The sequence below is a fragment of the Arthrobacter sp. SW1 genome (assembly GCF_001766675.1).
Classification (GTDB): domain Bacteria; phylum Actinomycetota; class Actinomycetes; order Actinomycetales; family Micrococcaceae; genus Arthrobacter.
In genome coordinates this window covers 347,990-373,592 of sequence record NZ_MJLT01000012.1, presented here as the reverse complement: position 1 = coordinate 373,592, position 25,603 = coordinate 347,990, and the positions used below count along the sequence as shown (strand labels likewise).

General features: G+C 66.7%; 29 protein-coding genes and 2 tRNA genes. 13 read left to right on the top strand and 18 right to left on the bottom strand.

The window, feature by feature from the left end:
* Window position 1: 1 nt before the first annotated feature.
* The 3 genes from ispF to BIU82_RS09130 form a co-directional block, all read right to left on the bottom strand.
* On the bottom strand, window positions 2-529 hold the full coding sequence (gene ispF / locus BIU82_RS09140) for a 2-C-methyl-D-erythritol 2,4-cyclodiphosphate synthase (protein ID WP_070349133.1): 528 nt from the start codon (window positions 527-529) through the stop codon (window positions 2-4).
* On the bottom strand, window positions 529-1,311 hold the full coding sequence (gene ispD, locus BIU82_RS09135) for a 2-C-methyl-D-erythritol 4-phosphate cytidylyltransferase (protein WP_070349132.1): 783 nt from the start codon (window positions 1,309-1,311) through the stop codon (window positions 529-531). Before ispD ends, ispF begins: the two co-directional genes overlap by 1 nt.
* 99 nt (window positions 1,312-1,410) lie before the next feature.
* Window positions 1,411-1,893, bottom strand: coding sequence for a CarD family transcriptional regulator (locus tag BIU82_RS09130; protein WP_011690592.1), 483 nt, complete (start codon window positions 1,891-1,893; stop codon window positions 1,411-1,413).
* A 296-nt stretch (window positions 1,894-2,189) separates the two neighbouring features.
* On the opposite strand from BIU82_RS09130, the gene BIU82_RS09125 reads away from it, so the two are divergent.
* On the top strand, window positions 2,190-2,831 hold the full coding sequence (locus BIU82_RS09125; protein WP_070349131.1) for a hypothetical protein: 642 nt from the start codon (window positions 2,190-2,192) through the stop codon (window positions 2,829-2,831).
* 120 nt (window positions 2,832-2,951) lie between these two features.
* On the opposite strand, the gene BIU82_RS09120 is transcribed toward BIU82_RS09125, so the two are convergent.
* Both BIU82_RS09120 and BIU82_RS09115 read right to left on the bottom strand, forming a co-directional pair.
* A complete protein-coding gene (locus BIU82_RS09120) occupies window positions 2,952-3,632 on the bottom strand; it encodes a response regulator transcription factor (protein WP_070349130.1) in 681 nt (226 codons plus the stop codon).
* The gene (locus BIU82_RS09115; RefSeq protein WP_070349176.1) at window positions 3,629-4,834 is read right to left on the bottom strand and encodes an ATP-binding protein; all 1,206 of its coding nucleotides are present in this window, start codon (window positions 4,832-4,834) and stop codon (window positions 3,629-3,631) included. The genes BIU82_RS09120 and BIU82_RS09115 overlap by 4 nt, the downstream gene beginning before the upstream one ends.
* Window positions 4,835-5,030: 196 nt before the next feature.
* Here BIU82_RS09115 and phoU point away from each other — a divergent pair, with 196 nt between their 5' ends.
* Entirely contained in the window at window positions 5,031-5,684 is a 654-nt protein-coding gene (gene phoU, locus BIU82_RS09110) for a phosphate signaling complex protein PhoU (protein WP_070349129.1), read from the top strand.
* A 64-nt stretch (window positions 5,685-5,748) separates the two neighbouring features.
* Here the strand turns inward: phoU and BIU82_RS09105 are convergent, their stop codons facing one another.
* The gene (locus BIU82_RS09105) at window positions 5,749-6,495 is read right to left on the bottom strand and encodes a phosphoglyceromutase (protein WP_070349128.1); all 747 of its coding nucleotides are present in this window, start codon (window positions 6,493-6,495) and stop codon (window positions 5,749-5,751) included.
* A gap of 131 nt (window positions 6,496-6,626) precedes the next feature.
* Here BIU82_RS09105 and BIU82_RS09100 point away from each other — a divergent pair, with 131 nt between their 5' ends.
* Window positions 6,627-7,439, top strand: a complete 813-nt coding sequence (locus BIU82_RS09100) for a class I SAM-dependent methyltransferase (protein WP_070349127.1) — start codon at window positions 6,627-6,629, stop codon at window positions 7,437-7,439.
* 32 nt (window positions 7,440-7,471) lie between these two features.
* On the opposite strand, the gene BIU82_RS09095 is transcribed toward BIU82_RS09100, so the two are convergent.
* Window positions 7,472-7,822: a DUF2516 family protein gene (locus BIU82_RS09095; protein ID WP_070349126.1), complete on the bottom strand. Its 351-nt coding sequence runs from the start codon at window positions 7,820-7,822 to the stop codon at window positions 7,472-7,474.
* Window positions 7,823-7,839: 17 nt separating this feature from the next.
* Entirely contained in the window at window positions 7,840-9,024 is a 1,185-nt protein-coding gene (locus tag BIU82_RS09090; RefSeq protein WP_070349125.1) for an aminotransferase class I/II-fold pyridoxal phosphate-dependent enzyme, read from the bottom strand.
* A 97-nt stretch (window positions 9,025-9,121) separates the two neighbouring features.
* On the opposite strand from BIU82_RS09090, the gene tmk reads away from it, so the two are divergent.
* From tmk to BIU82_RS09075, 3 genes are read left to right on the top strand one after another with little or no spacing between them, the layout of a single operon-like run.
* Window positions 9,122-9,781, top strand: coding sequence for a dTMP kinase (gene tmk, locus BIU82_RS09085; RefSeq protein WP_070349124.1), 660 nt, complete (start codon window positions 9,122-9,124; stop codon window positions 9,779-9,781).
* The gene (locus BIU82_RS09080) at window positions 9,778-10,926 is read left to right on the top strand and encodes a DNA polymerase III subunit delta' (RefSeq protein ID WP_070349123.1); all 1,149 of its coding nucleotides are present in this window, start codon (window positions 9,778-9,780) and stop codon (window positions 10,924-10,926) included. Before tmk ends, BIU82_RS09080 begins: the two co-directional genes overlap by 4 nt.
* A 31-nt stretch (window positions 10,927-10,957) precedes the next feature.
* A complete protein-coding gene (locus tag BIU82_RS09075; RefSeq protein WP_070349122.1) occupies window positions 10,958-12,553 on the top strand; it encodes an alpha/beta hydrolase in 1,596 nt (531 codons plus the stop codon).
* 44 nt (window positions 12,554-12,597) lie between these two features.
* On the opposite strand, the gene BIU82_RS09070 is transcribed toward BIU82_RS09075, so the two are convergent.
* Complete coding sequence (locus tag BIU82_RS09070) at window positions 12,598-13,323, bottom strand: HAD-IA family hydrolase (RefSeq protein WP_139146551.1); 726 nt, start codon at window positions 13,321-13,323, stop codon at window positions 12,598-12,600.
* A gap of 280 nt (window positions 13,324-13,603) precedes the next feature.
* On the opposite strand from BIU82_RS09070, the gene BIU82_RS09060 reads away from it, so the two are divergent.
* A tRNA-Thr gene (locus BIU82_RS09060) sits at window positions 13,604-13,676 on the top strand.
* 114 nt (window positions 13,677-13,790) lie between these two features.
* A complete protein-coding gene (locus BIU82_RS09055) occupies window positions 13,791-14,357 on the top strand; it encodes a hypothetical protein (protein WP_083292260.1) in 567 nt (188 codons plus the stop codon).
* Between the two features lie 265 nt (window positions 14,358-14,622).
* On the opposite strand, the gene BIU82_RS09050 is transcribed toward BIU82_RS09055, so the two are convergent.
* Window positions 14,623-15,522, bottom strand: coding sequence for a zinc-binding dehydrogenase (locus tag BIU82_RS09050; RefSeq protein ID WP_070349118.1), 900 nt, complete (start codon window positions 15,520-15,522; stop codon window positions 14,623-14,625).
* Between the two features lie 107 nt (window positions 15,523-15,629).
* Between BIU82_RS09050 and BIU82_RS09045 the strand changes: the two genes are divergently transcribed.
* A complete protein-coding gene (locus BIU82_RS09045; RefSeq protein WP_070349117.1) occupies window positions 15,630-16,025 on the top strand; it encodes a helix-turn-helix domain-containing protein in 396 nt (131 codons plus the stop codon).
* Between the two features lie 101 nt (window positions 16,026-16,126).
* Here BIU82_RS09045 and BIU82_RS09040 read toward each other — a convergent pair whose 3' ends face one another.
* The 7 genes from BIU82_RS09040 to BIU82_RS09010 all read right to left on the bottom strand — a co-directional run bounded on the left by BIU82_RS09040 (window position 16,127) and on the right by BIU82_RS09010 (window position 22,444).
* A complete protein-coding gene (locus BIU82_RS09040) occupies window positions 16,127-16,966 on the bottom strand; it encodes an aldo/keto reductase (protein ID WP_070349116.1) in 840 nt (279 codons plus the stop codon).
* Window positions 16,967-17,074: 108 nt separating this feature from the next.
* Window positions 17,075-17,515: a hypothetical protein gene (locus BIU82_RS09035; protein ID WP_070349115.1), complete on the bottom strand. Its 441-nt coding sequence runs from the start codon at window positions 17,513-17,515 to the stop codon at window positions 17,075-17,077.
* A 7-nt stretch (window positions 17,516-17,522) separates the two neighbouring features.
* Window positions 17,523-18,176: a bacterial proteasome activator family protein gene (locus tag BIU82_RS09030; protein ID WP_070349114.1), complete on the bottom strand. Its 654-nt coding sequence runs from the start codon at window positions 18,174-18,176 to the stop codon at window positions 17,523-17,525.
* 78 nt (window positions 18,177-18,254) lie between these two features.
* Window positions 18,255-18,446: a YbdD/YjiX family protein gene (locus BIU82_RS09025; RefSeq protein ID WP_070349113.1), complete on the bottom strand. Its 192-nt coding sequence runs from the start codon at window positions 18,444-18,446 to the stop codon at window positions 18,255-18,257.
* Window positions 18,446-20,734 carry a carbon starvation CstA family protein gene (locus tag BIU82_RS09020; protein WP_070349112.1) on the bottom strand — a complete coding sequence of 763 codons (2,289 nt, stop codon included), beginning with the start codon at window positions 20,732-20,734 and terminating at the stop codon, window positions 18,446-18,448. The genes BIU82_RS09025 and BIU82_RS09020 overlap by 1 nt, the downstream gene beginning before the upstream one ends.
* Before the next feature lie 81 nt (window positions 20,735-20,815).
* A complete protein-coding gene (locus BIU82_RS09015; protein WP_070349111.1) occupies window positions 20,816-21,418 on the bottom strand; it encodes a PadR family transcriptional regulator in 603 nt (200 codons plus the stop codon).
* 42 nt (window positions 21,419-21,460) lie between these two features.
* Window positions 21,461-22,444: an NAD(P)H-quinone oxidoreductase gene (locus tag BIU82_RS09010; RefSeq protein WP_070349110.1), complete on the bottom strand. Its 984-nt coding sequence runs from the start codon at window positions 22,442-22,444 to the stop codon at window positions 21,461-21,463.
* A gap of 102 nt (window positions 22,445-22,546) precedes the next feature.
* On the opposite strand from BIU82_RS09010, the gene BIU82_RS09005 reads away from it, so the two are divergent.
* Together BIU82_RS09005 and BIU82_RS09000 are read left to right on the top strand one after the other, a co-directional pair.
* Window positions 22,547-22,634, top strand: a tRNA-Ser gene (locus tag BIU82_RS09005).
* A gap of 168 nt (window positions 22,635-22,802) precedes the next feature.
* Window positions 22,803-23,540, top strand: coding sequence for an SOS response-associated peptidase (locus BIU82_RS09000; protein WP_070349109.1), 738 nt, complete (start codon window positions 22,803-22,805; stop codon window positions 23,538-23,540).
* A 46-nt stretch (window positions 23,541-23,586) separates the two neighbouring features.
* Here the strand turns inward: BIU82_RS09000 and BIU82_RS08995 are convergent, their stop codons facing one another.
* Window positions 23,587-23,871 (bottom strand): hypothetical protein, encoded by a 285-nt coding sequence (locus BIU82_RS08995; RefSeq protein ID WP_070349108.1) that lies wholly within the window; start codon window positions 23,869-23,871, stop codon window positions 23,587-23,589.
* A gap of 170 nt (window positions 23,872-24,041) precedes the next feature.
* On the opposite strand from BIU82_RS08995, the gene BIU82_RS08990 reads away from it, so the two are divergent.
* Both BIU82_RS08990 and BIU82_RS08985 read left to right on the top strand, forming a co-directional pair.
* The gene (locus BIU82_RS08990) at window positions 24,042-24,827 is read left to right on the top strand and encodes a VOC family protein (protein ID WP_070349107.1); all 786 of its coding nucleotides are present in this window, start codon (window positions 24,042-24,044) and stop codon (window positions 24,825-24,827) included.
* A gap of 96 nt (window positions 24,828-24,923) precedes the next feature.
* Window positions 24,924-25,424, top strand: coding sequence for a septum formation family protein (locus tag BIU82_RS08985; RefSeq protein ID WP_070349106.1), 501 nt, complete (start codon window positions 24,924-24,926; stop codon window positions 25,422-25,424).
* Window positions 25,425-25,603: the final 179 nt, after the last annotated feature.

The window sequence follows — 25,603 nt, the reverse complement described above, 5'->3', positions numbered from 1 at the left end:
ATTATCCGATGGGAGAGTCTGCCGAGGGGCGCCCGGCTACCGGATAGACCAGTGCGGTGGCCACGGCGGAAATGCCCTCGCCGCGGCCCGTGAAGCCGAGGCCGTCGCTGGTGGTGGCGCTGACGCTGACAGGGGCGCCTGCGGCCTCGCTGAGCACCCGCTGGGATTCCTCGCGCCGCGGTCCGAACTTGGGGCGGTTGGCGACGAACTGGACCGCGATGTTGCCGATCTCGAATCCGGCCTCACGCACGATCCGCGCAGCCTCGCTGAGCAGCGTGGTGCCGGAAGCGCCCGCGTATTCGGGCCGGTCCGTGCCGAAGTGCGTGCCGAGATCGCCGATGCCGCAGGCCGAGAAGAGGGCGTCGGCCGCCGCGTGGGCGACGCAATCGCCGTCGGAATGTCCGGACAGCCCGCGTTCGCCCTCCCAGAAGAGGCCGCCCAGCCACAGGGGCTGCGGGTCGTCGTCGGCAGCGTAAGCGTGCACGTCCACGCCGACTCCGGTGCGCGGCAGGATCGGTTCGTACACCATCAGCCCTCCACCCAACGCATTCCAAGCGGGCCTTCGAGGAGGCCTTCGGCGATGATCAGGTCCAGCGGAGTGGTGATCTTGAGCGACTGGCTGGCGCCCTTCACCACGTGCACCGGCGTTCCGAGGAGCTCGACCAGCATGGCGTCATCCGTGATGGCGGCAGCGTGGCCGTCGCCGGAGGAAGCGGCCGAATCGTGGGCCTGCAGCAGGGTTTCAAGATCGAAGCCCTGGGGGGTCTGGACCGCGCGCAGTTCTTCGCGGGGCGCCGTTCCGGTGACCAGTTCCGGAGCGATTTCAGCGTCCCCGCCTTCGCTCGCGACGACGGTCTTGACCGTATCGACGACCGGCATCGCCGGGATGACGGCCTTTGCCCCGGCCGCCAAGGCGTCCGCCACCCGGTGGAACACGCGGTCCGGGGTCAGCGCGCGGGCGGCGTCGTGGACCAGGACCCACCGGGTCCCCTCGAGGACGGCTTCCAGCGCTGCCCGCACCGATTCCGAGCGGGTGGCGCCGCCGTCGACGACGCTCAGCAGCGGGCCGTCCGGACCGTTCTCCGCCGCGAACTCCTCGCACAACGCGCGCAATTCGCTGTCCCCTTCCGGGACGGCCACGCAGACCTGCCGGGCGATGCCGGCCGCGGCCACGCCACGCAGCGCGTGGGTCAGGATTGTTTCCCCGCCGAGGGGCACTCTCGCTTTGGGCATGCCGTAACCGAGGCGCTGGCCGGAGCCGGCTGCCACGACGACGACGGCGGTCGCCCCCGCCGGGGATGGTGTACTCATGCGCCAAGCCTACGTGAGCGGACAGGCTCCGCGAGCGGGTTCAGCGAGTGGGCAAAAGAAACCCCGGCCGCACCGTTCGGTGCTGCCGGGGTTCAATTCTCAGGAAGCCAGGACCTCGTCGAGAACGCTTGCTGCCTTCTCTTCGTCGGTCTTTTCCGCCAAGGCCAGTTCTGAAATCAGAATCTGGCGGGCCTTGGCCAGCATCCGCTTCTCGCCCGCGGAGAGGCCGCGGTCGTGATCCCGGCGCCACAGGTCGCGGACAACCTCTGCAACCTTGATGACGTCACCGGAAGCAAGCTTCTCCAGGTTTGCCTTGTAACGACGCGACCAGTTGGTGGGTTCTTCGGTGAACTCGGCGCGGAGGACGTCGAAAACGTGCTCCAGGCCTTCCTTGCCCACCACGTCACGAACCCCAACAAGGTCAACGTTCTCTGCTGGAACTTCAATGGTCAGATCACCCTGAGCCACCTTGAGCTTGAGATACATCTTCTCTTCGCCCTTGATGGTGCGCATCTTGATTTCCTCAATCTTCGCTGCACCGTGGTGAGGGTAAACTACTGTCTCGCCGACCTCAAAAACCATGTGGACTTTCCCCTTTCCCGCAGACTAGTTTATCACGTTTAAGGCATACGACTGGCCCGGGCATCGGCCTGGAAGCCCGGAATCACGCGGAAGTGGGGCAATTGGCCCGCAGCGAACCCTCTTGACGAATGTCCCCAAAAGTGCATGTGACTGCCTCGGCGCGGCGCTGCCGGGACCGCGGGGCGCCGGCCACATTCCGTACAGGAATCCTTGTTTTACATGGTTTGCCGATAGGCTATGCCTGAAAAAGTGTCCCATTCACTCTTAGAGGAGTACGTGTCGTGCGCAATCCTGCGATGAACCGTGTCCAGCGCGGCAAGCTGGCCATGGCGGCTGTGGCCATCGGTGCCGGCCTTCTGTCCGTGACCGGCTGCGGCTACATCAACGCCCAGCAGACCAGCCACCAGTACGCAGCCTCTGACGGAGTCAAAGCAGACCTCGGTTCGCTGGAACTGCGTAACATCGCCATTGTCTCCACCGGCGCAGACAAGAAGGGCCGCGTCATCGGCGCCGTGTTCAACCAGTCCTCCTCCGACGCCACCCTGGTGATCGACGGTGCCAACGGCGCCCAGACCAGCATCCCGGTGAAGGCCAGTGCCGAGACCTACCTCAACGAGGAAAGCGACTCCGCCATCCTGAGCACCACCGGCGGCAACCCGGGCTCCCTGGTGACTGTTTCCATCTCCGCCGGTTCGGACTCCGCAAAGCTGCAGGTTCCGGTCCTGGACGGTTCGCTGGTGGAATACACCAAGTACCTGCCTGAAGGCGCCACCCCGTCGCCGACCCCGAGCTCCACCGAAAGCGCCCACGAGGGCGAAGGCCACGGCACCGAGGAATCGCACGGCACCGAAGAAAGCCACGGCACCGAGGAATCGCACGGTACCGAAGAGTCGCACGGCGCAGAACCCTCGGCAACGCCGAGCGAGTCCGGCCACTAAGGTCCGGGCAAAGCACAAGCTGCCAAAGCACAAAGGAGGGGCTCCCCGCGGGGAGCCCCTCCTTTTGCGTATCCGTCGCTTGTATCCGCGGCTCATGCCAACCGGGGCGAGCGAAGCGGCTTACGGCTCGAACTTGTAGCCGAGGCCGCGCACGGTGACCAGGTAGCGCGGCGCCGAAGGATCAGGTTCGATCTTGCCGCGGAGGCGCTTCACATGGACATCGAGGGTCTTGGTGTCCCCCACGTAGTCGGAGCCCCACACACGGTCGATCAGCTGGCCGCGGGTGAGCACCCGGCCCGAGTTGCGCAGGAGCATCTCCAGGAGCTCGAACTCCTTCAGGGGCAGGGCCACCTGTTCACCGTTGACGCTGACCACGTGCCGTTCGATGTCCATGCGCACGGGGCCGGCCTGAACGGTGGAGGTGATGAGTTCTTCGGGTTCGCCCTGGCGGCGGAGGACCGCGCGGACGCGTGCCACGAGCTCACGGGAGGAGTAGGGCTTGGTGACGTAGTCGTCGGCGCCGAGCTCAAGGCCCACCACCTTGTCGATCTCCGAGTCCTTGGCCGTCAGCATGATCACCGGGACACCGGAGCGCTGGCGCAGCTGCCGGCACACCTCGGTTCCCGGAGTGCCGGGAAGCTGGAGGTCCAGGAGCACCAGGTCGGCTCCGTTGCGGTCGAACTCCACCAGGGCGTCGCTGCCGTTGTCCACCACCTGGACGTCAAAGCCTTCCTTGCCCAGCAGATAGGACAAGGGATCGCTGAAGGACTCCTCGTCCTCCACAATGAGAATCCTGCTCAAGCACTTGCTCCTTGCTCATGGGCGCTGGCCGCGCCCGCGGTCTGAATCGCGCCGCGCGGTGCCGCTCCGGCGTCGTCGGCTTCCTGGCCTTCAAGCTCAGGCAGCCGGATGGTGAACGTCGATCCCTGGCCCGGCTGGGACCACAGGGTGACCTCGCCGCCGTGGTTGGACACCACGTGCTTGACGATGCTCAGGCCGAGGCCGGTGCCGCCGGTCTGGCGGGAGCGGGCGGCGTCCACGCGGTAGAAGCGTTCGAAGACCCGGTCCTGTTCCTCGGGGCCGATGCCCTCGCCCTGGTCCGTCACCGAGATGGCGACGACGCCTTCCTTGGTGCGGACGCCGACGCCGACGCGGGTGTTTTCCGGCGAGTAGCGGATGGCGTTGTCGATGAGGTTGCGCAGTGCGGTGACGAGGAGGTCCTGGTCGCCGAAGACCTGGGAGTCGCTGCGTCCGCCGACCACGATGGTGATGTTCTTGCTTTCGGCCGGCAGCTGGGAGCGGTCCACGGCCTCGGCCACCACGCTGTTGATGTCCACGGCATGCCCTTGCTGCGCCACGTTGGCGCCCTGCAGCCGGGAAAGTTCGATGATGTCCTGCACCAGCGCGGCCAGGCGGCCGGATTCCTTGTGCATGCGCCGGGCAAAGCGGCGGACCGCTTCCTCGTCATCCGGGCTCGCTTCAAGGGCCTCCGCCAGGAGGGAGATGGCGCCTACCGGGGTCTTGAGTTCGTGCGAGACGTTGGCGACGAAGTCGTTGCGGATTTCCTCGGTGCGGGTGATCTCAGTGCGGTCATCGGCCAGCAGCACGATGTACTCCCACCCGAGCATGGCGGCCCTGACCTGCACCACGATGCTTCCCTTGCCCATGGGGCCGCGGGGAAGTTCGAGGGTTTCTTCGAGGATCACGCCGTCCCGGCGGACCTTCGCCGTCATGTCCAGCAGTTGCTTGTGGACCACGGTGTGCCCGCGCACCAGGCCGTAGGCGTACGCGGCGGGACTTGCGCGGACCACGCCGTCGATCGCGTCAACCACCACAAAGGCGCGCCCGACGACGGAAAGGACTTCCGCGGCGCCTTCAGGCAGGAGCGGCTCATCGACGTCGACATCGGTGATGGTGCGCTGCCGTTCGCTCAGCCTGAACGCGAGCACGCCCAACACACCACAGGACAAGCCGATAAGGCCTGCGATGACACCGACGAGCACTGGATCCACGAATCCAGCATAGGCGTTCAAAACACGGCGATCCGGGGTTAGGCAGCCAAACAGGCCCGGTTCAACTAACGTTCATCTAAAGATGCGCGACCGTTCACCGGGCGCTGCCACTCTTGCTGGTTGGACCACTGACGGCAGCGCGCAGAAAATGCGGCACTGCAGCGATGTTACAGAGAGAGGACGCCACGTGCGCAAGGTTTTTCAGGAGGAACTCGCCCAGGTAGGCGAAGACCTCATCGAGATCTCAAAGCTGGTCACGGAGGCGATCAGGAACGCAACCACGGCGTTCGAAGGCGCCGACGTCGACCTCGCCCAGGAAGTCATCGCGGCCGATGCCCGGATCGACTTCCTGCAGAACAGCCTGGACGAGCGCGCCATCGAAATCCTTGCCCTGCAGGGACCGGTGGCCAGCGACCTGCGCATGATCGTGGGTTCGCTGCGGATGAGTGCCTCGCTCGAGCGCATGGGCGACCTCGCCCGCCACGTGGCCCAGCTGGCCCGCCTGCGCTTCCCGGCCACCGTCATTCCGGAGTCCCTGACGGCCACCTTCAAGGAAATGGCGCAGATCGACCTCGAAATCAGCCTCAAGGTCACCCGGCTCCTGGAGACCCGCGACCTCGAGGTCGCCCGGGACATCCTCAAGCTGAACATCGCCCTCGACGACCTCCACCTGAGCGTCTTCAAGAGCATCGCCGATCCCGCGTGGAAAGAAGCGCCGTCGACCACCGTGGACGTCGCCCTGGCGAGCCGCTACTTCGAACGCTTCGCCGACCACGGCGTGTCCGTCGCCCGCAAGGTCAGCTACCTCGTGACCGGCGAATGGCAGCCTGAAGGCTTCTAGGACTTCTGCTTAAACGTCGACGCCGGCCGCTCACCTTGCAAGGTGAGCGGCCGGCGTCGTTCGTTTACTTTTTGCCCTGGGCGGCAACAGCCTTGATGGACTCGGCTGCGGCCTCGGGGTCGAGGTAGGTGCCGCCGCGGTTGATCGGCTGGAAGTCCTCGTCCAGTTCGTACACCAGCGGGATGCCGGTGGGGATGTTCAGGCCGGCGATGTCGTCATCGCTGATGCCGTCGAGGTGCTTGACCAGTGCGCGCAGGGAGTTGCCGTGCGCGGTGACCAGGACGGTCTTGCCGGCCTTGAGGTCTTCCTTGATGTCAGATTCCCAGTACGGCAGGAGGCGGACCAGGACGTCCTTGAGGCATTCGGTGCGCGGCAGCTCATCGCCGAGGTCCGCGTAGCGGGGATCGTTGACCTGCGAGAATTCGCTGTCATCGGCGAGGGCGGGCGGCGGGGTGTCGTAGCTGCGGCGCCATTCCATGAACTGCTCTTCACCGAACTCGGCGAGGGTCTGGGCCTTGTCCTTGCCCTGCAGCGCACCGTAGTGGCGCTCGTTGAGGCGCCAGTCGCGCTTGACCGGGATCCAGCCGCGGTCAGCCTTGTCCAGGGCGATGTTGGCGGTGTTGATCGCACGCTTGAGCAGGGAGGTATAGAGGATGTCCGGGAGAACGTTGTTCTCAACCAGGAGCTCTCCACCGCGGGCTGCTTCCGCACGGCCTTGGTCGTTCAGGTCGACGTCCACCCAGCCGGTGAACAGGTTCTTGGCGTTCCATTCGCTGTGGCCATGGCGCAGCAGAATCAGCTTGTAAGTCATGGTCCACATCCTATCGGAGCGGCTCCGGGCGTTACCGGTCGTTACGAAGCCCAACACGGGGTCACTTACGGCCCATGTTTGTCCCCAACATGGGCCGTAAGTGACCCCGCGTCGCAGGATAAGGTGGGGCCGTGGTTCAGAAAGCGGAACGGGTAACAGGCAAGCGCGGCAAACCCGTCGGCAACATCACCCGCGGCACCACCAATCCCAACCGCATGCGACGCCTGGACCGCTGGCTGGCGGGCCCGCAGGCCTGGCGGCTCCGCGCCGCCGTCGACCCTTTGGTGGTGGACCTGGGCTATGGCGCCTCGCCGGCCACCGCCGTCGAACTCTTCGAACGGCTGCAGGCCGTGCGGCCGGACGTGCGGGTATGCGGGATCGAAATCGAGCCGGAGCGAGTACGCGTGGCCAAGGACCTGGAGCGGCCCGGGCTGAGTTTCCATCTGGGCGGCTTCGAGATGCCCGTGCCAGGGAAGCCGGTGATCGTGCGCGCGTTCAACGTGCTGCGACAGTACGAAGAAGCCGATGTAGCCTCAATCTGGGAACTGGTGTGTGCGCGGCTGGCACCGGGCGGGCTGTTCATCGACGGCACCTGCGACGAAATCGGCCGGCGCATGACCTGGGTTGCGCTGGGCGCGGGCGGGCCGCTCAGCCTGAGCTTTTCGGCGCGCTTCGGCAGCTTCGAACTGCCTTCCGAGCTCGCGGAACGGCTGCCCAAGGCCCTCATCCACCGCAATGTGCCCGGCGAACGGATTTACGCCTTCCTGCAGGCGATGGACCAGGCGTGGCTGGCCGCGGCGCCCATGGAATCTTTCGGCAAGCGGCAGCGCTGGACCGCGATGTGCATCTCCTTGCGCGACGCCGGCTGGCCGGTGCAGGACGGCCCGGCACGCTGGCGCCTGGGCGAGCTGACTGTGGATTGGATGGCGGTGGCGCCGGCCTGAGCTTTCGCCGGGCTAATCCCGCGCGGGTAGGTTTACCAGCCGTAGGGGCCGGGGCCGTACGGGCCTTGGCTGCGGCCGCTGTTGCCGATCTCGCGGAGGGCCGGGCGGACGTCGGCAAGGTAGACGCTGGCGGCCGTCACGGCGGCGATGCCGAACAGTCCCAGCCCACCCCCGCCGACAAAGACGGAGAACGCGCCGATAGCAGCGGAAATACCGGTCATGGCAAGCCAGAACGTCTTGGTGCGCTTGAAAGCCGCCTCAAAGTGGGCGGGCTTGTAGCGCAGGCAGTCCACCAGTGCCCACAATTCCAGCCCGAACGCGATCAACCCCAAAATGAAGTAGATTCCGTTCTGGATGGTACCGATCAAGAATTTTCCGTCCACAGGCTAAGCCTAACTTGTTAGGTGTCCAGCGAGGCCAGCGCCTGCTCCAGGTCGGCCCACAGGTCCTCGACGTTCTCGATTCCGACGCTCATCCGGACCAGGTTCTCCGGAACGCTTTCCGGTTCGGCCGTGTGCCGGCGTCGGCGTTCAATCAGCGACTCGACACCGCCCAGCGAGGTGGCCGGCAGCCAGAGCCGCAGCGCCTTCACCAGTGCGTCGGCGGCCTCGGCGCCGCTCCGTGCGGCATCCCCGGAGACCTGGATGCACACGATGGACCCGAAGCCCTTCATCTGCTTCCTGGCGCGCTCGTGCCCGGGATCGTCCGGCAAGCCGGGGAAGCGGATGCTTTCCACGCGGGGGTGGTCCTTGAGCCGCTGGGCCAGGGTGGCGGCCGACGCCTGCGAGCGCTCCACGCGCAGGGCCAGGGTGCGCAGCCCGCGCAGGGCGAGCCACGCTTCGAAGGGGCCCGCGATGCCGCCATGGATGGTGCGGTGGTGCAACAGTTCGGCGCGGATCTCCGGATTGGAGGTGACGAGTGCCCCGAGGACGACGTCGGAGTGGCCGGCCAGGTATTTGGTCACCGAGTGGAGGACGACGTCGGAGCCCAGGCTGAGCGGCTGCTGTACCAGGGGTGTGGAGAAGGTGTTGTCCGTGACGACGATGGCCCCGGCCGCGTGGGCGGCGTCCGTAAGGGCCTGGACATCCGCAATGCCGAGCATGGGGTTGGTGGGGCTTTCGAGCCAGAGCATGTCGGCTGCCTTGCCGTCCGCAGGAGCAAGGAGCGCCTTCACGGCGTCCGTGTCCGTGATGTCCACGGTGCGCAGCTCGAAGTGGCCCTTGGCAGCCAGTTCACCGGCCATCACGAGGGAACCCGCGTAGCTGTGCGAGGGCATGACCAGCACTCCGGACGCCGGAAGCAAGGACAGCGCCGAACTGACGGCGGCGAGGCCTGAGGCGTACAACAGGCCGGGGAGCTCCGCACCCTCCAGTTGGGCGAGCGCCTCCTCGAAAGGCTCCCAGGTGGGGTTGGCGTAGCGTCCGTAGCCGCGGTCGCCGTCGCCGAGCGAACCAGTGCCGTAATAGGTGGACGACAGGACCACCGGCGGGTTGACGGCTTCGTCGTGTGCGCGGTCCGGACGGCCGGCAGCCACCACGACGGTTTCGGCGGACAGCTCCGCTGCGTGCTCTCGGAAAAGGCTCATGGCTATAAGGGTATGGCCGTGCCCGGCACCCGGGGAAAGCGTTACAGACCGGCGGGCGGTCACTTTCCTGTCAGTGATCCTCTGTAACCTTAGATCCGTGACTACGCAGAGCCGAGGAATCTTCATCGCCTTCGAGGGCGGGGACGGAGCGGGCAAGTCCACGCAGGCCGCCCGCCTGGCGGAGGCCCTCGAATCCCTCGGCCGCACCGTGCTGCGCACCCGGGAGCCCGGCGGCACCCCCATCGGCGAAAAACTACGGTCCCTCGTTCTGGACCACGGCCACGGCATTATCGATCCCCGCACCGAGGCACTCATGTTCGCTGCCTCCCGGGCCGCCCACGCGCACCAGGTGATCCGGCCCGCCCTGGCGGAGGGCGCCGTCGTGATCACCGACCGCTACATCGACTCCTCGGTGGCGTACCAGGGGGCCGGGCGCGGGCTCGGCCCGGCCGAAGTGCGCGGGCTCAACGAATGGGCCACCGAGAACCTGGAACCCGACCTCACCGTGCTGCTGGACGTCCATCCGGAGGAAGGCCGCGAACGCCGCACTGCCGGCGATGCCGGGGAAGACCGCCTCGAATCCGAGCCGGACGACTTCCATTCCCGCATCCGCCACGCCTTCCTTGACCTGGCCGCGGCCGCCCCGGAACGGTACCTGGTGCTGCCGGCCGAGGAGCCGGTGGAGGACCTTGCCGCGCGCATCCTGGAACGGGTCCGGCAGCTGCTGGCGGCGCCGGTGCCCGGAGGCCAGCCGTGACGGTTTGGGACGATCTCCAAGGCCAGGCCCCGGTAGTTGCCCAGCTCCGGCAGGCCGCCCAGGGTGATGGCCTGACCCACGCGTGGCTGTTCACGGGCCCTCCGGGGTCCGGCCGCTCCAATGCGGCGAAGGCTTTTGCTGCCGCGCTCAACTGCGAACAGGACGATGTCTCGCTGCGCGGCTGCGGCGAATGCGCGTCCTGCCACACGATCCTGGCGGAGACCCATTCGGATGTGACCTTCGTGCGCACCGAGAAAGTCACCATCACCATCGAGGAAGCACGGCAGCTGGTGGCCAAGGCCGGCGACCGGCCGTCGTCGGGCCGGTGGCGGATCATCGTCGTCGAAGACGCCGACCGCATGGCCGAACGCACCACCAACGTACTCCTCAAAGCCATCGAGGAACCCACTCCCCGCACCATCTGGATGCTGTGCGCGCCCTCCCCCGCGGACGTGCTGGTCACCATCCGCTCACGCTGCCGCCCCGTGGGGCTGCGGCTCCCCCCGCCCGCGGACGTGGCCGCCCTGCTGGTGAGGCGCGACGGCGTCGACCCCGCCCTCGCGGAACGCGCGGCGCGCGCGGCGCAAAGCCATGTGGGGATCGCCCGCCGCCTGGCCCGCGACCCGGAAGCCCGGGAACGGCGCCTGGAAACGGTCCGTTTCCCGCTGGGGCTGCGCGGGGTGACCGCCGCCGTGATGATGGCCGAAAAACTGGTGAAGATCGCCACGGACGAAGCCACAAGTTCCAACGAGGAACGCGACGCCGCAGAGAAAGCCGCGCTGCTGGCCACCCTGGGCGCACCGGAAACAGGGACGTTGCCGCCGGCCATGCGCAGCCAGATCAAGCAACTGGAAGACGACCAGAAGCGCCGCGCCAAGCGGTCCATCACCGATTCCCTGGACCGCACGCTTACGGACCTGCTCTCCTTCTACCGGGATGTCCTGGTGATCCAGCTCGGGAACGCGGTGGAGCTGGTCAACGTTGAACTCAGGAGCGAGTTGGAAGCTTACGCGGCCAACTCCACGCCGGAAACCACCCTGGCCCGGATGGACGCCATCAACAAGGCGCGGGTCCGGATCACCACCAGCAACGTGGCCCCGTTGCTCGCGGTGGAGTCCATGGCCACCAGCCTGATCCAGCAGTAGCCCGCAACCGCGCAGCATTGAGGAGACCCGCATGACCCCCGCCACACCCCGGCCCGGACGCGCACGCCGGAGCCGCCTGCGCGGGGTTTCCGGCGCCGTCGCCATGCTGCTTTCAGCGGGCCTGCTGCTGAGCGGCTGCGTGTTCTCGCCGCCCTTCGGCGGAAACCAGGGGAGCAACTCCGGCTCAGGCAAGGCCAGCGGACGCAACCCCGACATCCTGGAGTCCGCCCCGGACGGCCTGGAATCCTTCTACGCCCAGGACGTCGACTGGAGTACGTGCGAAGACGGCTTCCAGTGCGCCAACATCAAGGTGCCCACGGATTACGCCAACCCCGACGCCGGCAGCATCGCCATCGCCGTGATCCGGCTGGATGCCTCCCGCAGCGGCAAAAAGGGCTCCATCCTGGTGAACCCGGGCGGACCCGGCGCTTCCGGCTACGACTACGTCCGCGACGCCGGCCGGACCCGCTTCACCGCGAAGCTGCGCGCCAGCTATGACATGGTGGGCTTCGACCCGCGCGGCGTGAAGCGTTCCGCCCCGGTGACCTGCCTCAGCGACGCCGAACGCGACGCCGCCCGGGAGAAGGTGTATCGCTATGAGACGGACGAAGGCATCCAGGCGGCCATTGAGGACAACAAGGCGATCATCGCCAAGTGTGTTGAAAAGTCCGGCCCCGCCCTGGCACACATCGACACCGAAAGCTCGGCCAAGGACATGGACATCCTGCGCGCCGTCCTGAACGACACCAAGCTCAACTACCTGGGCTACTCCTACGGGACCTCGCTCGGCGCCACCTACGCGGAGCTGTTCCCGGACAACGTGGGGCGGCTGGTGCTGGACGGCGCCATGGACCTGTCCCTCAACAACGAGGACATGACGGCCGAGCAGGTAGAGGCCTTCGAAAAAGCCCTGCGACGCTACGTGCAGGATTGCCTGGACGGCCCGGATTGCCCCATGTCCGGCAGCCTTGATGACGCCATGCTGCAGCTCCAGGAACTTGTTGCCGCCGTTGACGCCAACCCCGAAACCGCCGAGGACGGCCGCCTCGTCACCGGCCCCGCCATGGCCACGGCCCTGTACACGCCGCTGTACGACGACGCCTCCTGGCCGGTCCTCACCCAGGCACTCACCGCCGCGTTCCAGGGGGACGTCTCCCTCATGCTGCGCATCGCCGACATGGGGGCGGACCGTGACCCGGATGGGAGCTACAGGTCCAACACCGGCTTCGCGTTCAACGCGATCAACTGCCTCGACTACCCGATGGTCACCGACACCGCCGGCATGCGGGCCGAAGCGAAGCGGCTCACCGCCCTGGCGCCCACTTTCGGCCCCTACTTCGCCTACGGCGGACTGAACTGCAAGGACTGGCCCCACAAGGCTGTCGGCTCCCCCGGCCCCGCGGAGTACAGCGGCAAGGCACCGATCGTCGTCATCGGGACCACCGGCGACCCCGCCACCCCCTACCAGTGGGCGGAGGCCATGCGGAAGCAGCTCGGCAACGCGGTCCTCCTGAGCTGGGAGGGCGAAGGCCACACGGCCTACGGCCGCTCGAACAGCTGCGTCGCGGACGCCGTCGACGCTTACTTCGTGAATGGTGAGGTGCCCGCCGACGGCACCCGCTGCTGACTCCGCCCGTTCCGGCTGGTTCCGGCGCTACAGCCGGGCCGCGCTTACAGCCGCGCCGCGCGGGGTTCCAGGAGTGCGGGCAGGTTCCGGATGGACGGTACGACGTCGGTGGCGCCGGCGGCGCGCAGCGTCGCCTCCGAGTGGGAGCCGCTGAGGACGCCCACGACCGCGGAGGCACCGGCCCGTACACCGGACAACATGTCCGAACTGGTGTCGCCGACCACCACGACCTCACGGACGTCGTCGAGGTCCAGGGCTAGCACCGCGGTGAGGATCATGTCCGGGTAGGGGCGGCCGCGGCCGGCGTCGTCCGGGCACAGGCTGAGGTCCGCCTCCCCCATCCAGCCGAGGGATTCGAGGACCATGTTCTGGGTGTGGCGTCCGAAACCGGTGGCCAGGCACACCTTCATTCCGGCGTCCCGCAGCCAGGCAATGGTGTCCGCAGCGCCCGGAATGGCGCGGACGCCGCCGTCGGCGATGAGTTCGTCGTAGATCCGCTCAAATGTCTTATTGGCGTTTTCTGCCTGACGGACGTCCTCGAACAGGTGCGTGAAGACGGTCAATTTCGAATAGCCCATGGTGTCCCGGGCGTAGCCGAGCATGCTCTCGAAGCGCGCGGACCCCGGCTGCACTCCGTGTTCGAGCAGGGCCCGCGCCATGGCCTGCTCTGTGCGGCCGTCGTCGGTGATGGTGGTGCCCACCATGTCCAGGACTGCCAGCCGCAGGCGCGGGGCGCCCTTCCGGTTCCCGGCCGACCCCATGCTGTCCATGTTCATCGCTCCCCTTTGCTGATGGACCCCTGCAGGTCCTGGCGTCAGTGGCCGGCGTCCGTGCCGGCCACGGTATTCCGCCCAGCATCCGCCCGGTCCGCGACGGCACGCTGAACCCCTGCTGACCGCCGGATGAACACGCCGCCAATCATCGCCAGGACCCATTCCGGAACAGTTTTTCCCGGCGTCTTTCCCGTCTTCGGGACCGTTTTGACCCGGCGCGGCGGCTCCATTACAGTTGTGTCTTGCGTGATTCAGCCGGTCTCCGGAAATCCGCGGTGCTTCCTTAGCTCAGTCGGTAGAGCGTTTCACTCGTAATGAAAAGGTCGCGAGTTCGATTCTCGCAGGAAGCTCGGAAAGCCAAGAGGCCCCGATCCCAGCAAACGCAAGGGATCGGGGCCTTTTGCTTTGCCTCCCTGCCGCTCTCCGAACGAGGTCAGGGGCCAGCCCGCACCTATCATTGGCTGGTGCAAAAAGTCGCCCGGATCATCACTGAAGTCCTGTCTCCGACGGTCCTCGTGACCGGATTCCTCCTGCTCACCGGATGGTTGGCCGCCGGCGGGCGCGGACTGCTGTTCGGGCTCGTGGCGGCGGTGTTCACTGCCATCGGCCCGTTCGCAGGGATTCTGCTGGCCACGCGCCGGGGGAAATTGAGCGACCATCACGTGAGCCAGCGGGAGCAGCGCCTTCCGGTGCTGCTTTCGTCGGTCGCTTCCGCGGCACTCGGCTTCGCTGTCCTACTGGCCCTTGGCGCCCCCGCAACCGCTACCGTCGGCCTCGTGGCGGTCGCCTCCGGCATGGTCATCGTGGGCGCCGTGAACGCGTTCTGGAAGCTTTCGGTGCATATGGCGGTCGCAGTGTTCGTTTCGACGGCCGTGGCCTCGGCACATGGGCCCACCTGGCTACCCGCTGTTTTCGCCGCAGGAGTGATCGGCTGGTCCCGGATACAGCTCGGCGACCACACCCCTGCACAGGTTGTGGCCGCCGTTCCTGCCGGGCTGGCCGTGACGGCCGGATATGCGTTGATGGCCTGACCGCGGCCCGCCTGTTTACCGCCCGGCTATCCGTCCCGACCGTCAACCGGAATGCCAGGCCTGCGCAGTTCAGCGATCCGCAGCCTCAGGAAGATGATCACCAGGATCAACGCCCAGACGGCCAGTACAGCAACCGCGGCTGTGACTCCGAAATAAGGAAAGCGAGAATTCCGCCAAAAGGCGCGCTCATGTTTCCCCCAATGTTGCAGCGGCCGGCTCTCGGCCACACTACGGCCCATGCTACCGAGAGCCTGACCGCGCGTCCTTACGGCACCAGCACGTAGCGCCCGCGCACCCCGCCGGCCGCGACCGCGGATACCGCTTCGGCGGCCCGTTCCAGCGGCCACTCGGCGAACACCCGCGGCGCCAGCACGCCGTCGGCCGCCAGCTCAAGGTGGCCGGCCAGCTCGGAGCTGTCCGGGACGGCGGTGAGGGCCGCCGTCGTCACCCGGTCCGAGGCAGGCAGCGCCGGCGGAATCAGGCCCACGTACCTTCCGCCGTCGACCACGGCATCCACCGCCGCGTCACCCAGGGCCGCGGCGTCGAGCACCGCGTCAAAACGTGCCTTTCCGGGCTCCGTCACGATGATGTCCGCGCCGGCTTCCTCGAGGAAGCCGACGTCGGAGGGCCGGGCGAGCGCGGCGACGCGCCACCCGGCGCGGCGGGCCAGCGTCACCGCCAGGCCGCCGACCGCGCCTGCCGCGCCGGTGACGAGCAGCGTTCCGGACGGACTGCCGGCGAGGGCGATGGCCTGCGCGGCGGTCGAGGCGTTCAACGGAATCGTGGCGGCGGCGGTGAAGCCAAGGTCCTCAGGGATCGCCGCAAGCGAGGCCGCGGGCAGCACCACCCGGTGGGCGAAGGTGCCCCGGGGCGACACGAAATCGCCCCGGAATCCGGCGACCCGGGCGCCCACGGCCAGTTCCGGACGCTCCGAGGCGACGCCGTCGCCAAGGCCGAGCACGACCCCGGCGACGTCGGCCCCGAGGCCGATCGGAGCGTCTGCTTCGACCCAACCCAACTCCCGCGGGATGCCGGCCTGGATCATGGCGTCGATCGGGTTCACCGCGGCGGCACGGACCTCGAGCAGCACTTCTCCGGCAGCGGGGCTCAGTTCCTCCAAAGCGGCAAGTTCGATTCCCCGGGGCGTGGCGATGGCCGTCTTCATGTTTTCCTCCTGTGAAGGCGTGGGATTGTTTCCACTTCGATCCTTCCGCCGCTACTCTCTTTTGGTAAGTAGGCACCTGAAAGTGCGTATCCCCCGTGGAGGTAAGAGTGGCGACCAAGAACGCAGCGCAGCAACGGGCCGACCGCAAGCATGACTACGACGCCTATCTGGCAGCCTGCCCAAGCCGGCAGCTCCTGGAGCGCATTTCGAACAAGTGGGTAGTGCTCGTGCTCAACGAATTGGGCGATGGGCCGGCCCGGTATTCGGAGATCGCGCGGGTTGTAGCAGGGGTGAGCCAAAAAATGCTGACCCAGACGCTGCGCAACCTGGAGCGCGACGGGCTGGTGCACCGGGACGTCGAAGCCACGGTTCCGGTGACAGTCACCTACTCCCTCACCGAGCTGGGAAGCTCACTGCTGAAGGTAATGGGCCAGCTGAAGCTCTGGGCCGAGGACTACATGCCCGAGGTATTCGCCGCCCGGGAACGCTACGACGCCCTGTAGGGCACGGAAAGCGGATTCGCTTGCGCCCCGGCGGACCCGGAACGGCAAAGGGGCCCCTTGCTCTGTCGAGCACGGGACCCCTTGTGCGGAGCCTGTGAGGCCTAGGCGAAGTCGGACACCGCCGGATCCGGGCCGATGCGGCCGTCGGCGCCGCGGTCGAGTCCGTTGATGGCCGCGATATCGGCCTCGTCCAAGGTGACATCCAGCGCTGCGTAGTTCTCCACGATGCGCTCAGCGGTGACGGACTTGGGGATCACGACGTTGCCGATGGCCAGATGCCAGGCGATGACCACCTGCGCCGGCGTGGCGCCGTGCTTCGCGGCGATGCCTGCGATGGTCTCGTCCGAGAGCAGCTCGCCGCCCTGGCCCAGCGGGGACCACGCCTGGGTGAGGATGCCGTTGGCCGCGTTGAATTCGCGCAGCTCCGCCTGGTTGAAGAAGGGGTGCAGCTCGATCTGGTGGATCGCCGGGACCACGCCGGATTCGTCGATCAGGCGCTGCAGGCCTTCCTTGCTGAAGTTGGAGACGCCAATGCTCTTGACGCGGCCACGCTTCTGCAGCTCGATGAGCGCTTTCCAGGTGTCCACGTACTTGTCCTGCTTGGGCTGCATCCAGTGGATCAGGTACAGGTCGAGGGTCTCCAGGCCAAGGCGGTCCATGGACGCTTCGAAGGCTTCGAGCGTGGATTCGTAGCCCTGGTCTGCGTTCCACAGCTTGGTGGTGATGAAGATTTCTTCGGGCTTCAGGCCGGAGGCCGCGATGGCACGGCCGACACCTGCCTCATTGCCGTAGATCTTGGCAGTATCGATGTGGCGGTACCCGGCTTCGAAGGCCTGGCGCACAACCTTTTCGGCTACATCGTCCTCAACCTGCCACACCCCGTAGCCGAGCTGGGGAATGGAGTTGCCGTCATTGAAAGTCAGATCTGGAGACGAAGTCATGGCCACATCCTGCCAGCGGAAACTGCGAGGGAGCTACTGATTTCACCACAGCTAAGCTCACCGCTTAATTGCCTTCACACGGGAATAAGGACGGCCCTTCGATAAGCCTCAGCGGTGCAGCAGCCGCTCCGCTTCATCCACGTGTTCCTGGACTGCCTCCGCCCTGCGCCGGACCGATGCCGCACCCGCCGGCGCCGCGGTTGCGGCGAGGCGGAGCATGGCGGCCGCCTCCGCCGTCGTCGCAAGCGAGTTGCCCGCTTTGGACAACGCCCGGTGGACATCCGCCAGCTGCCCCGGGATGTCCAGGCCGTCGCTGGGCGCCAGGCGTTGGGCGGCCATGCACACTGCGCGGACGCGGGCGGAAAGCTCCGCAAGGTCGTTGGCTATGGCCACGAGCTCCGTGTAGGACTGCTCGTCTTCCATGCCCTCAAGCACTTGGTGGTAGCGGTCCAGGCCACGGTGGAAGCGGTCGTGGGCGCGCCGCCAGAGGCCCTTGCCGAGTTCGGCATCATCCCTGCGCCCCTGGCGGAGCTCCCCGAAGAATCCCAAATGACGCTCAGAGGTACTGGCCCGGACCGTGGTCCGGATCTTCCATGCTGCCCGGCTGCGCTTTCCCGGGTTCGCCACGATGTGCCGGCGCACGCTGCGGCTCGCCGTTCGCCCCGATCACGACGCCGGGAGCGATCATGGTTCCGGGCGGAAGCTGGCGCAGCTGCATCTGAGCTGCGGCATGCTCCCTGGCGGCCTGCTGCGCCGCGATTGCGGCCTGGATTCCGTGGAACAGGCCTTCCAGCCAGCCCACCAGCTGCGCCTGGGCAATGCGGAGTTCCGCGTCCGACGGCGGCGCTTCCTCAGGGAGCGGCAGGCTGATCCGTTCGAGTTCGTCGATGAGTTCAGGAGCCAGGCCGTCCTCGAGCTCCTTGATGGAGCGTTCGTGGATCTCGGCGAGCCGGCCGCGGGCAGCGTCGTCCAAGGGCGCGCTCTTCACTTCCTCGAGCAGCTGCCGGACCATCGTGCCGATCCGCATGACCTTCGCGGGCTCACCCACGAGGTCCTGGAGGTGGTTCGGCTTCTTGGACGACTCGTCCTCACCGTGTTCCTTGCGGTTTCCATCCCCCGAAATCTTCGAAGCGGGGCTGTCATCCAGCGTGGTTCCTTCCATGGGGACATCGTCGATGCTCTTGTCCTCGGGCACATCGGATTCGGTCATGGCTTCATACTCTCATGTCTCCGCAAGCCGTCCACGGGTGGTTTTGGCGCAGTGTTCCGGCAAGCGGGGTACCGCCTCTCAACAGCACCTCCCCTGCGGTTCGGTGTCCTGGCGGTCCATCCGGTCCCGCCAGAACTGCCGTTCCGTCATGGGCGGCATGCCATGCCCGCAGGCCTCATGATGCTCCAGGTACTTCTGGTACGCGTCGGCCCCCATGACTCCACGGAAGTACGCGGCGACGCCCCGCAAGCCCTGCCTGAGCGCGTCCATCAGTGGTGCACCGGCCGGTCGAGGCGCTTGTCCGCGGGAACCTTTGCCCACGCTGCGGCAAGTTCGCGTTCTGCCGCCGTCGGGACCAGCCCTGCCGGCGCGAAGACGCGGGACGGCCGCGGCGCGTCCTCGTGGTTATGGCCGCCGCCGTTCCGGAAGGCCTTGACCGTGGCGACGACGGCAGCAGCAATCACAATGATGCTCAACACCACGAAGACCACCGACAGGACGCCCTGCACCATGGTGTTCCTGACCACAGCCTCCATGGCGGCTTCCGTCTTGGCTGTTCCGAAGGACGTCTTTCCGTCGGCCAAAGCCTTGGCGAACGCGGCGTTGTTGGCGAAGTAGCCCACCGCGGGAACCGGCGAGAAGATCTTGTGGAAGCTCGCGGTGATGGTCACGACGGCGGCGAAGGCCAGCGGGAGGCCCACGATCCAGAGGAACTTGAAAGCGCCCTTCTTCGCCGCGATAGCCATGCATACCGCCAAAGCGATGGCGGCCAGCAACTGGTTGGCGATGCCGAAGAGCGGGAAGAAGGTGTTGATGCCGCCCAGGGGATCAGTCACGCCGAGGATCAGGATGTAGCCCCAGCCAGCCACCATGACCGCGGTGCAGATCCAGGCGCCGGGTCGCCATGACGTGTCCTTGAACTTCGGCACGAAGTTTCCGATGGAATCCTGCAGCATGAAGCGGGCCACGCGGGTGCCTGCGTCAACGGCGGTGAGGATGAACAGGGCTTCGAACATGATGGCGAAGTGGTACCAGAAGGCCATCATCGCGGTGCCGCCGATGAACTGCTGCATGATGTGGGCGAGGCCGACGGCGAGCGTGGGGGCGCCGCCCGTGCGGGAGATGATGCTGGACTCACCGACGTTCTGCGCGGTTTGCGAGAGTTCCGCGGGAGTGAGGTTGACTCCGCTCAGGCCCAGGCTGTTGACCCACTGGACCGCCGCCTCCACCGTGCCGCCTGTGAGGGAGGCCGGCGAATTCATGGCGAAGTAGATACCGCGGTCGATGGAGATTGCCGCCACCAGGGCCATGATGGCCACGAAGGATTCCATCAGCATGCCGCCGTAACCGATGAACCTGGTCTGCCGTTCCTTCTCCACAAGCTTGGGCGTGGTGCCGGAGGAAATCAGGGCGTGGAAGCCGGACAAGGCACCGCAGGCGATGGTGACAAACAGGAACGGGAACAGTGCGCCGGAGAACACCGGGCCGTTGTCCCTGCCCGCGAACTCGCTGAATGCCGGCACGGTGATTTCCGGGCGGACCACGATGATGGCCACGGCCAGCATGACGATCACGCCGATCTTCATGAACGTGGACAGGTAGTCCCGGGGAGCCAGGAGCAGCCAGACCGGCAGGATCGCGGCGATGAAGCCGTAAACAATGATTCCCCAGGCGATGGTGGTCTTGTCCAGGTGGAAGAACGCGGCACCCCATTCGGTGCCGGCCACCGCGCCGCCGCCGATGATCGCGGCCATGAGCAGCACGAAGCCGATGATAGACACTTCCATGACCTTGCCCGGCCGGATAAAGCGCAGGTACACGCCCATGAACAGGGCGATGGGGATGGTCATGCCTACGGAGAAGACACCCCAGGGGCTTTCACCGAGTGCATTGACCACCACCAGGGCGAGGATGGCCACGATGATGATCATGATGAGCAGGGTGGCGATCAACGCGGCCGTGCCGCCGATGACGCCGAGTTCCTCGCGTGCCATCTGCCCGAGGGAGCGTCCGCCGCGGCGCATGGAGAAGAACATGACCAGGTAGTCCTGGACCGCACCGGCAAGCACGACGCCGATGATGATCCAGATGGTGCCCGGCAGGTACCCCATCTGCGCCGCGATGATCGGGCCCACCAACGGGCCGGCACCGGCGATGGCCGCGAAGTGGTGGCCGAAAAGCACGTTCCTGTCGGTGCGGACATAGTCCTTGCCGTCCGCCTTGTACTCGGCCGGGGTGGCGCGGCGGTCGTCCGGTTTCAGGAGGTACCGCTCAATGACCTTCGAGTAGAAGCGGTAGCCGATGAGGTAGGTGCACACCGCGGCGAAAACGAACCACATGGCGTTGACGGTCTCCCCGCGGACGATCGCCAGCATGAACCACGCGACCGCCCCGAGCAGGGAAATCACCACCCAGAGGGCAATCTTCCCGGGAGTCCAGCGGCGCTCCTCGGCCTCGCGGACCGCGTCATCCACGGCGGGCGGCGGAAGCTCCGGATCGGGTTCAAGAACGTCTGACGGCGCGGACTCCGGACGTTTCGCGTTCGGCTGCGTACCCATGGCTCCTCCTTGAGAACAGTGGCTGGCTTGAGAATGGCGTGATCCTAGCGGCACTGTAGCAAGCCGCTGTGACAAAAGCAGTCAAGCGGAAGGCGCCGGTGACCCCGCTGGCGCGGGGCCGGCGTCGGGCGCTGAAGTGCGGGAGCCGACGGCGGCAATCTGCCCCGTGTGCACGAGCCGCGCTTCGCACAGGTCCAGCCAACGCAGCTCGGCTTCGAGCTGGAAGACAAGCGAATCCAGGACCATGGCACGGGCGGTATCGGCCACGTGCGGCCCCGCGGAGAAGTCCTTGCGCTGCCGGGTGAGTTCCTGGAGCCTGCCAAGCGTGGCCCCGCGTTGTTCCTGGATCAGCCCCGGCAAATCCGCGCCGGGCATGGTGGCTGCGAGCGACAGCTTGATGGCGAGCTCGTTCCGCGGCGAGGCATCGCGGGCCACGGCGGTGGAAAGCCATTGCCCGAGTTCGTCATGGCCCGCTGGCGTGAGGCTGTAGATGACGTGGCCTTCGCCGTCGTCGCCTTCCCGGGTGACCAGGCCGTCACGCTCCAGGCGGTCCAAGGTGGAGTAGACCTGCCCGATGTTCAGGGGCCAGACGGCACCGGTGCGGGCCTCGAATTCGGCGCGCAGCTCATAGCCGTAGCGGGATTTCTCCTGGAGCAGCGCCAGGATGCCGTGCCGGATTGCCATGTCCCCCTCTTTCCGCAGCGTCGGCCACCGCGCAACAACGCCTCAGAGCAGCAGGAGCACCTTGCCCACGTGCTCGCCGGAATCAAAGTATTCGTGGGCCTCGCGCACCTGCTCCAGCGGGAAGGACTTGGCCACGAGCGGCTTGATGCGCCCGTCAGCGAACATCGGCCAGACGTGCTCGCGGACGGCATTCATGATCATGCCCTTTTCCGCGACGGGCCGGGACCGCAGCGTGGTGCCGATGACCGCCGCCCGCTTGCTGAGCAACTGCCCGAGGTCGAGCTCGCCCTTGACGCCGCCCTGCAGGCCGATCACCACCAGTCGCCCGTACTCGGCGAGCGCTTCGATGTTCTGCTTCAGGTATTTGGCCCCGACGACGTCGAGGATCACGTCCGCGCCCTTGCCGCCGTTCTGTGCCTTGAGGCTTTCCGCGAAGTCTTCCTCGGTGTAGTTGATGGCGATGTCCGCGCCGAGGAACGCCTTTGCGGTGGCGATCTTTTCGGCAGTGCCGGCGGTGGTGGCGACCACCGCTCCGTAGGCCTTGGCCAGCTGGATCGCCATGGTGCCGATGCCGCCGGTGGCACCGTGGACAAGGACCGTCTCGCCCGGCTGAAGCTGCGCCGTCATCACCAGGTTCGAATAAACGGTGGCCGCCACCTCAGGCAACGCTGCAGCGGTCACCAGGTCTACGCCGTCCGGCACTTTGAGGACCTGCTCGGCCGGGACGGCAACCTGCTGCGCGTAGCCGCCGCCCGCGAGCAGCGCCACCACCTTGTCGCCGAGGGTGAAGGGCTTGCTGACGTCCGGGCCGAACGCCGCGATGCGGCCGGATACCTCCAGGCCCGGCACCTCGGACGCGCCCGGCGGAGGCGGGTAGAAGCCCCTGCGCTGCTGAGCATCCGCACGGTTCAAACCAACCGCGACGACGTCGATCAGCACCTCGCCGGGGCCGGGAACCGGCGCTGGAACCTCGCGGACCTCCAAGACCTCCGGTCCGCCCGGTTCCGAAATGTAGACGGCTTTCATGGATGCTCCCGATTTCTTGCGTGATGGTGCGCGGCCGCGGCGGCCAGGAGCCCGCTGCGGGTTTTTGAAGCAGCCAACTCCCTATGAAACACTACTAGGCAGGGAAGGTTGTCCGAGCGGCCTAAGGAGCTGGTCTTGAAAACCAGTGTGCGGTAACCCCGTACCAAGGGTTCAAATCCCTTACCTTCCGCGTAGCGCAGTCTTTGCTTAGGCATTTGCGCAGGCCAGAGGCCGGTTACAGCTCCACTTCGGATGGGCGGTGACCGGCCTCTGCTGTTTCCCGCCGCTCTTGCCCCGGGCTGGCGCCCCTTCCTTCTTCGGGCTGGCGCCCCGCCGTCGGGTGCGTGAGAATGGCCGCATGTGCGGACGATTCAGTGTCGGTTTTGAAGCCGACGATCTTTCCCGGAAGCTTGACGCCCTGCTGCGGGATGACACCGTCTACCCCTCCCCCGCGCTGCAGTTCAACCCTACGGATCCCGTCACCTTCCTGCGCGGACGGAACGGCGACGACGGATCGCTCCGGCGGGAGCTCGCCGTCGGGCGGTGGGGCTTGATTCCCAGCTTCGCCGAAACCTTCGATTCGCGCCTGCCCAGCTGGAACGCCCGCTCCGAAACCGCGGCCACCCTGCCCAGTTTCAAGGCATCGCTCCAGAAGTGGCGCGCGGTGGTGCCCGTCTCGGCCTACTACGAGTACAAGAAGTCCGGGCCGGGCCGGAAGGACCCCAAGCAGCGTTACATCGTGGAGCCCGACGGCGACATCATCACTTTCGCGGGCCTGTTCGCCTTCTGGCGGGATGAGTCCGTCGCGGACAACCGGGATCCCCGTGCCTGGCGGCTGTCCTGCAGCATCCTCACCATGCCGACGCCGCCGGAAGAAGCCCACGCCGGACTGCACTACCTGCATGACCGGCTCCCGGTTCCGCTTGCTCCGGACATGATCAACGACTGGATCGACCCCGGGGAGAAGAACGGCGCGGGGCTGTTGGACGCGGTCCTGGCCGACGCCTACGGCGTGGCCTCCTCCTGGAAGCTTCGCCCGGTTGACCTGGTGGACGGAAACACCCGGCTGGTGGAGGTTCCCAACCCCGTGGCGTGAAGCCGGGGCTCAGTCCTTTCCCAGGTGCTCATGCCTTTCCCGGCGCTCAATCCTTTCCCGGCGCCTGGGGGCTGCCCCGGGCCACGCGCAGGTCCTGCCGCACGTCCGTGTCCTTCAGCCAGGTGTGGCGTTCGCCCGGCTTGAAGGGGTCCGGCCACCACTGGACCAGCACCCGCCCCGGCGCCGTGCGCACCACCATGGCCGGGACGTACTGCCCGAAGCGTGGCCATTCCAGATAGGCCAGGACGGGTACCTTGCCCACGCGGGACAGCGCTTGGATTTCCCGGGGAAGGGGCGTCTTTGCGGCGTTGAGCGGCGACTGGTGGACCATGCCCGAAGGCTACGCCGGGGCACTGACAGCAACAAGGATTACCGCGTCCCCAAGCAGCCGCCGATGCGGATCATTGAAACTGTCCGACCCCCGGCATAGGGTGCTGTCTGTCTCCACCACATGCCCGAAAATCCGGGGCAATCCGTCCCGGAACCAACCAGAGGAGCAACATGCCCACCCCTGAGATCACGCCCGGCGCACCCTGCTGGATCGACCTGATGACCTCGGATACGGAGAAGGCCAAGACCTTCTACACCACCCTGTTCGGCTGGAGCTACGAAACCGGCGACGAAGAAAAGTACGGCGGCTACATCACCGCATGGAAAGACGGCAAGATGGTGGCCGGCATCATGAAGAAGCAGGAGGACATGGGTCCCATGCCGGACGTCTGGTCCACCTACCTGCGCACCGACGACATCAGGGCCACCACCGAGGCGGCGGCCGCCAACGGCGGCCAGGTGTTCCTCGAGCCGATGGAGGTCCCGGAGCAGGGCAGCATGGCCATGGTCGGCGATCCCTCCGGAGCAGCGATCGGCCTCTGGCAGTTCGGTGAGCACAAGGGCTACCAGCTCGCCGCGGAAAGCGGTGCGCCCGCATGGCACGAACTCCACACCAAGGACTACGGGAACGCGGTGGCCTTCTACCAGAAGGTCTTCGGCTGGGAGACCAGCACCATGAGCGACACTCCCGAGTTCCGCTACACCACCCTCGGTGCCGGCGACGACGCCAAGGCCGGGATCATGGATGCTTCCGGATACCTGCCCGAGCAGGTGCCCTCGCACTGGACCGTCTACTTCGCGGTGGACAGCACCGACACCGCCATCGAGCAGGCGCTGGCCCTCGGCGCGAGCGTGGTCAACCCGGCGGAGGACACACCGTTCGGCCGGATTGCCGTGTTGACCGACCCCACGGGCGCGGTGTTCCGGCTGGTGCAGGACCTCACCCCCGAGAGTTGATTTACCCGTGGCCCGGCACGGCATCTTGCCTGCCGGGCTACGCTACCGCCGGCGCAGGGGGAGCGGCCTGCATCACCACTGAAAATGAGGGACACCATGTCCATCGCACGCACCAGCAAAACCACCGCGGCACTGGCCGCCACCCTGTGCATGTTCCCCCTCACCCTGGGAGCCTGCTCACTGATCAACAGCGGCGACGCCAAGCGCGATGCCTCCGGAGTAGCCACGGAATCGTCCAAAGCGGACGCCTTCAAGGTGAAGGTGGGCGACTGCCTCCAGGAACCCGACGGTTCGGAGGTCAAGGACGTCACCATCATCCCCTGCCCCCAGGACCACGATTTCGAGGCGTTCGCGGCCACCAACCTTGAGGGCTCGTCGTACCCGGGAGACGCGGTGATTTCCCAGAAGGCCGAAGACTTCTGCGACAAGGAATTCGCCACGTTCATCGGCAAGGCGTTCAAGGATTCTGACCTTGAAATCACCTATTTCTTCCCAACCAGCGAGAGCTGGAAGACCGGAGACAAGGAAATCGTCTGCCTGGTGGGCGGGGCAGGGGGCGAACAGGTCAAGGGAAGCCTGAAGGGCGCGAAGAAGTAGCGCCCACAGGGACAGCCCCGCACCGCCACCGCACGGCAACCCGCGGTTCACTTTGCCCTGCTCCAATACCACGGACACTTCTTTACCCGCGGTAAAGTTCCTTCGCGGCACGATCCGTCCTCCGGCTCTTCCGGACGCGGCCCGTCCGCACGCCAAGCTCCACCCATGCCTCATCCCGC

Bases quoted from the DNA above. Each gene is read 5' to 3' on its own strand.
- BIU82_RS09070 (WP_139146551.1), bottom strand. From the start codon at position 13,323: ATGGACAGCATGGGGTCGGCCGGGAACCGGAAGGGCGCCCCGCGCCTG.
- BIU82_RS08995 (WP_070349108.1), bottom strand. From the start codon at position 23,871: ATGGTCCACCAGTCGCCGCTCAACGCCGCAAAGACGCCCCTTCCCCGG.
- ispF (WP_070349133.1), bottom strand. From the start codon at position 529: ATGGTGTACGAACCGATCCTGCCGCGCACCGGAGTCGGCGTGGACGTG.
- BIU82_RS08985 (WP_070349106.1), top strand. From the start codon at position 24,924: ATGTCCATCGCACGCACCAGCAAAACCACCGCGGCACTGGCCGCCACC.
- BIU82_RS09125 (WP_070349131.1), top strand. From the start codon at position 2,190: ATGAACCGTGTCCAGCGCGGCAAGCTGGCCATGGCGGCTGTGGCCATC.
- BIU82_RS09105 (WP_070349128.1), bottom strand. From the start codon at position 6,495: ATGACTTACAAGCTGATTCTGCTGCGCCATGGCCACAGCGAATGGAAC.
- BIU82_RS08990 (WP_070349107.1), top strand. From the start codon at position 24,042: ATGCCCACCCCTGAGATCACGCCCGGCGCACCCTGCTGGATCGACCTG.
- BIU82_RS09130 (WP_011690592.1), bottom strand. From the start codon at position 1,893: ATGGTTTTTGAGGTCGGCGAGACAGTAGTTTACCCTCACCACGGTGCA.
- BIU82_RS09050 (WP_070349118.1), bottom strand. From the start codon at position 15,522: ATGAAGACGGCCATCGCCACGCCCCGGGGAATCGAACTTGCCGCTTTG.
- BIU82_RS09015 (WP_070349111.1), bottom strand. From the start codon at position 21,418: ATGGCAATCCGGCACGGCATCCTGGCGCTGCTCCAGGAGAAATCCCGC.
- BIU82_RS09020 (WP_070349112.1), bottom strand. From the start codon at position 20,734: ATGGGTACGCAGCCGAACGCGAAACGTCCGGAGTCCGCGCCGTCAGAC.
- BIU82_RS09000 (WP_070349109.1), top strand. From the start codon at position 22,803: ATGTGCGGACGATTCAGTGTCGGTTTTGAAGCCGACGATCTTTCCCGG.
- BIU82_RS09030 (WP_070349114.1), bottom strand. From the start codon at position 18,176: ATGACCGAATCCGATGTGCCCGAGGACAAGAGCATCGACGATGTCCCC.
- BIU82_RS09040 (WP_070349116.1), bottom strand. From the start codon at position 16,966: ATGACTTCGTCTCCAGATCTGACTTTCAATGACGGCAACTCCATTCCC.
- BIU82_RS09075 (WP_070349122.1), top strand. From the start codon at position 10,958: ATGACCCCCGCCACACCCCGGCCCGGACGCGCACGCCGGAGCCGCCTG.
- BIU82_RS09025 (WP_070349113.1), bottom strand. From the start codon at position 18,446: ATGGACGCGCTCAGGCAGGGCTTGCGGGGCGTCGCCGCGTACTTCCGT.
- ispD (WP_070349132.1), bottom strand. From the start codon at position 1,311: ATGAGTACACCATCCCCGGCGGGGGCGACCGCCGTCGTCGTCGTGGCA.
- BIU82_RS09090 (WP_070349125.1), bottom strand. From the start codon at position 9,024: ATGAGCCTTTTCCGAGAGCACGCAGCGGAGCTGTCCGCCGAAACCGTC.
- BIU82_RS09010 (WP_070349110.1), bottom strand. From the start codon at position 22,444: ATGAAAGCCGTCTACATTTCGGAACCGGGCGGACCGGAGGTCTTGGAG.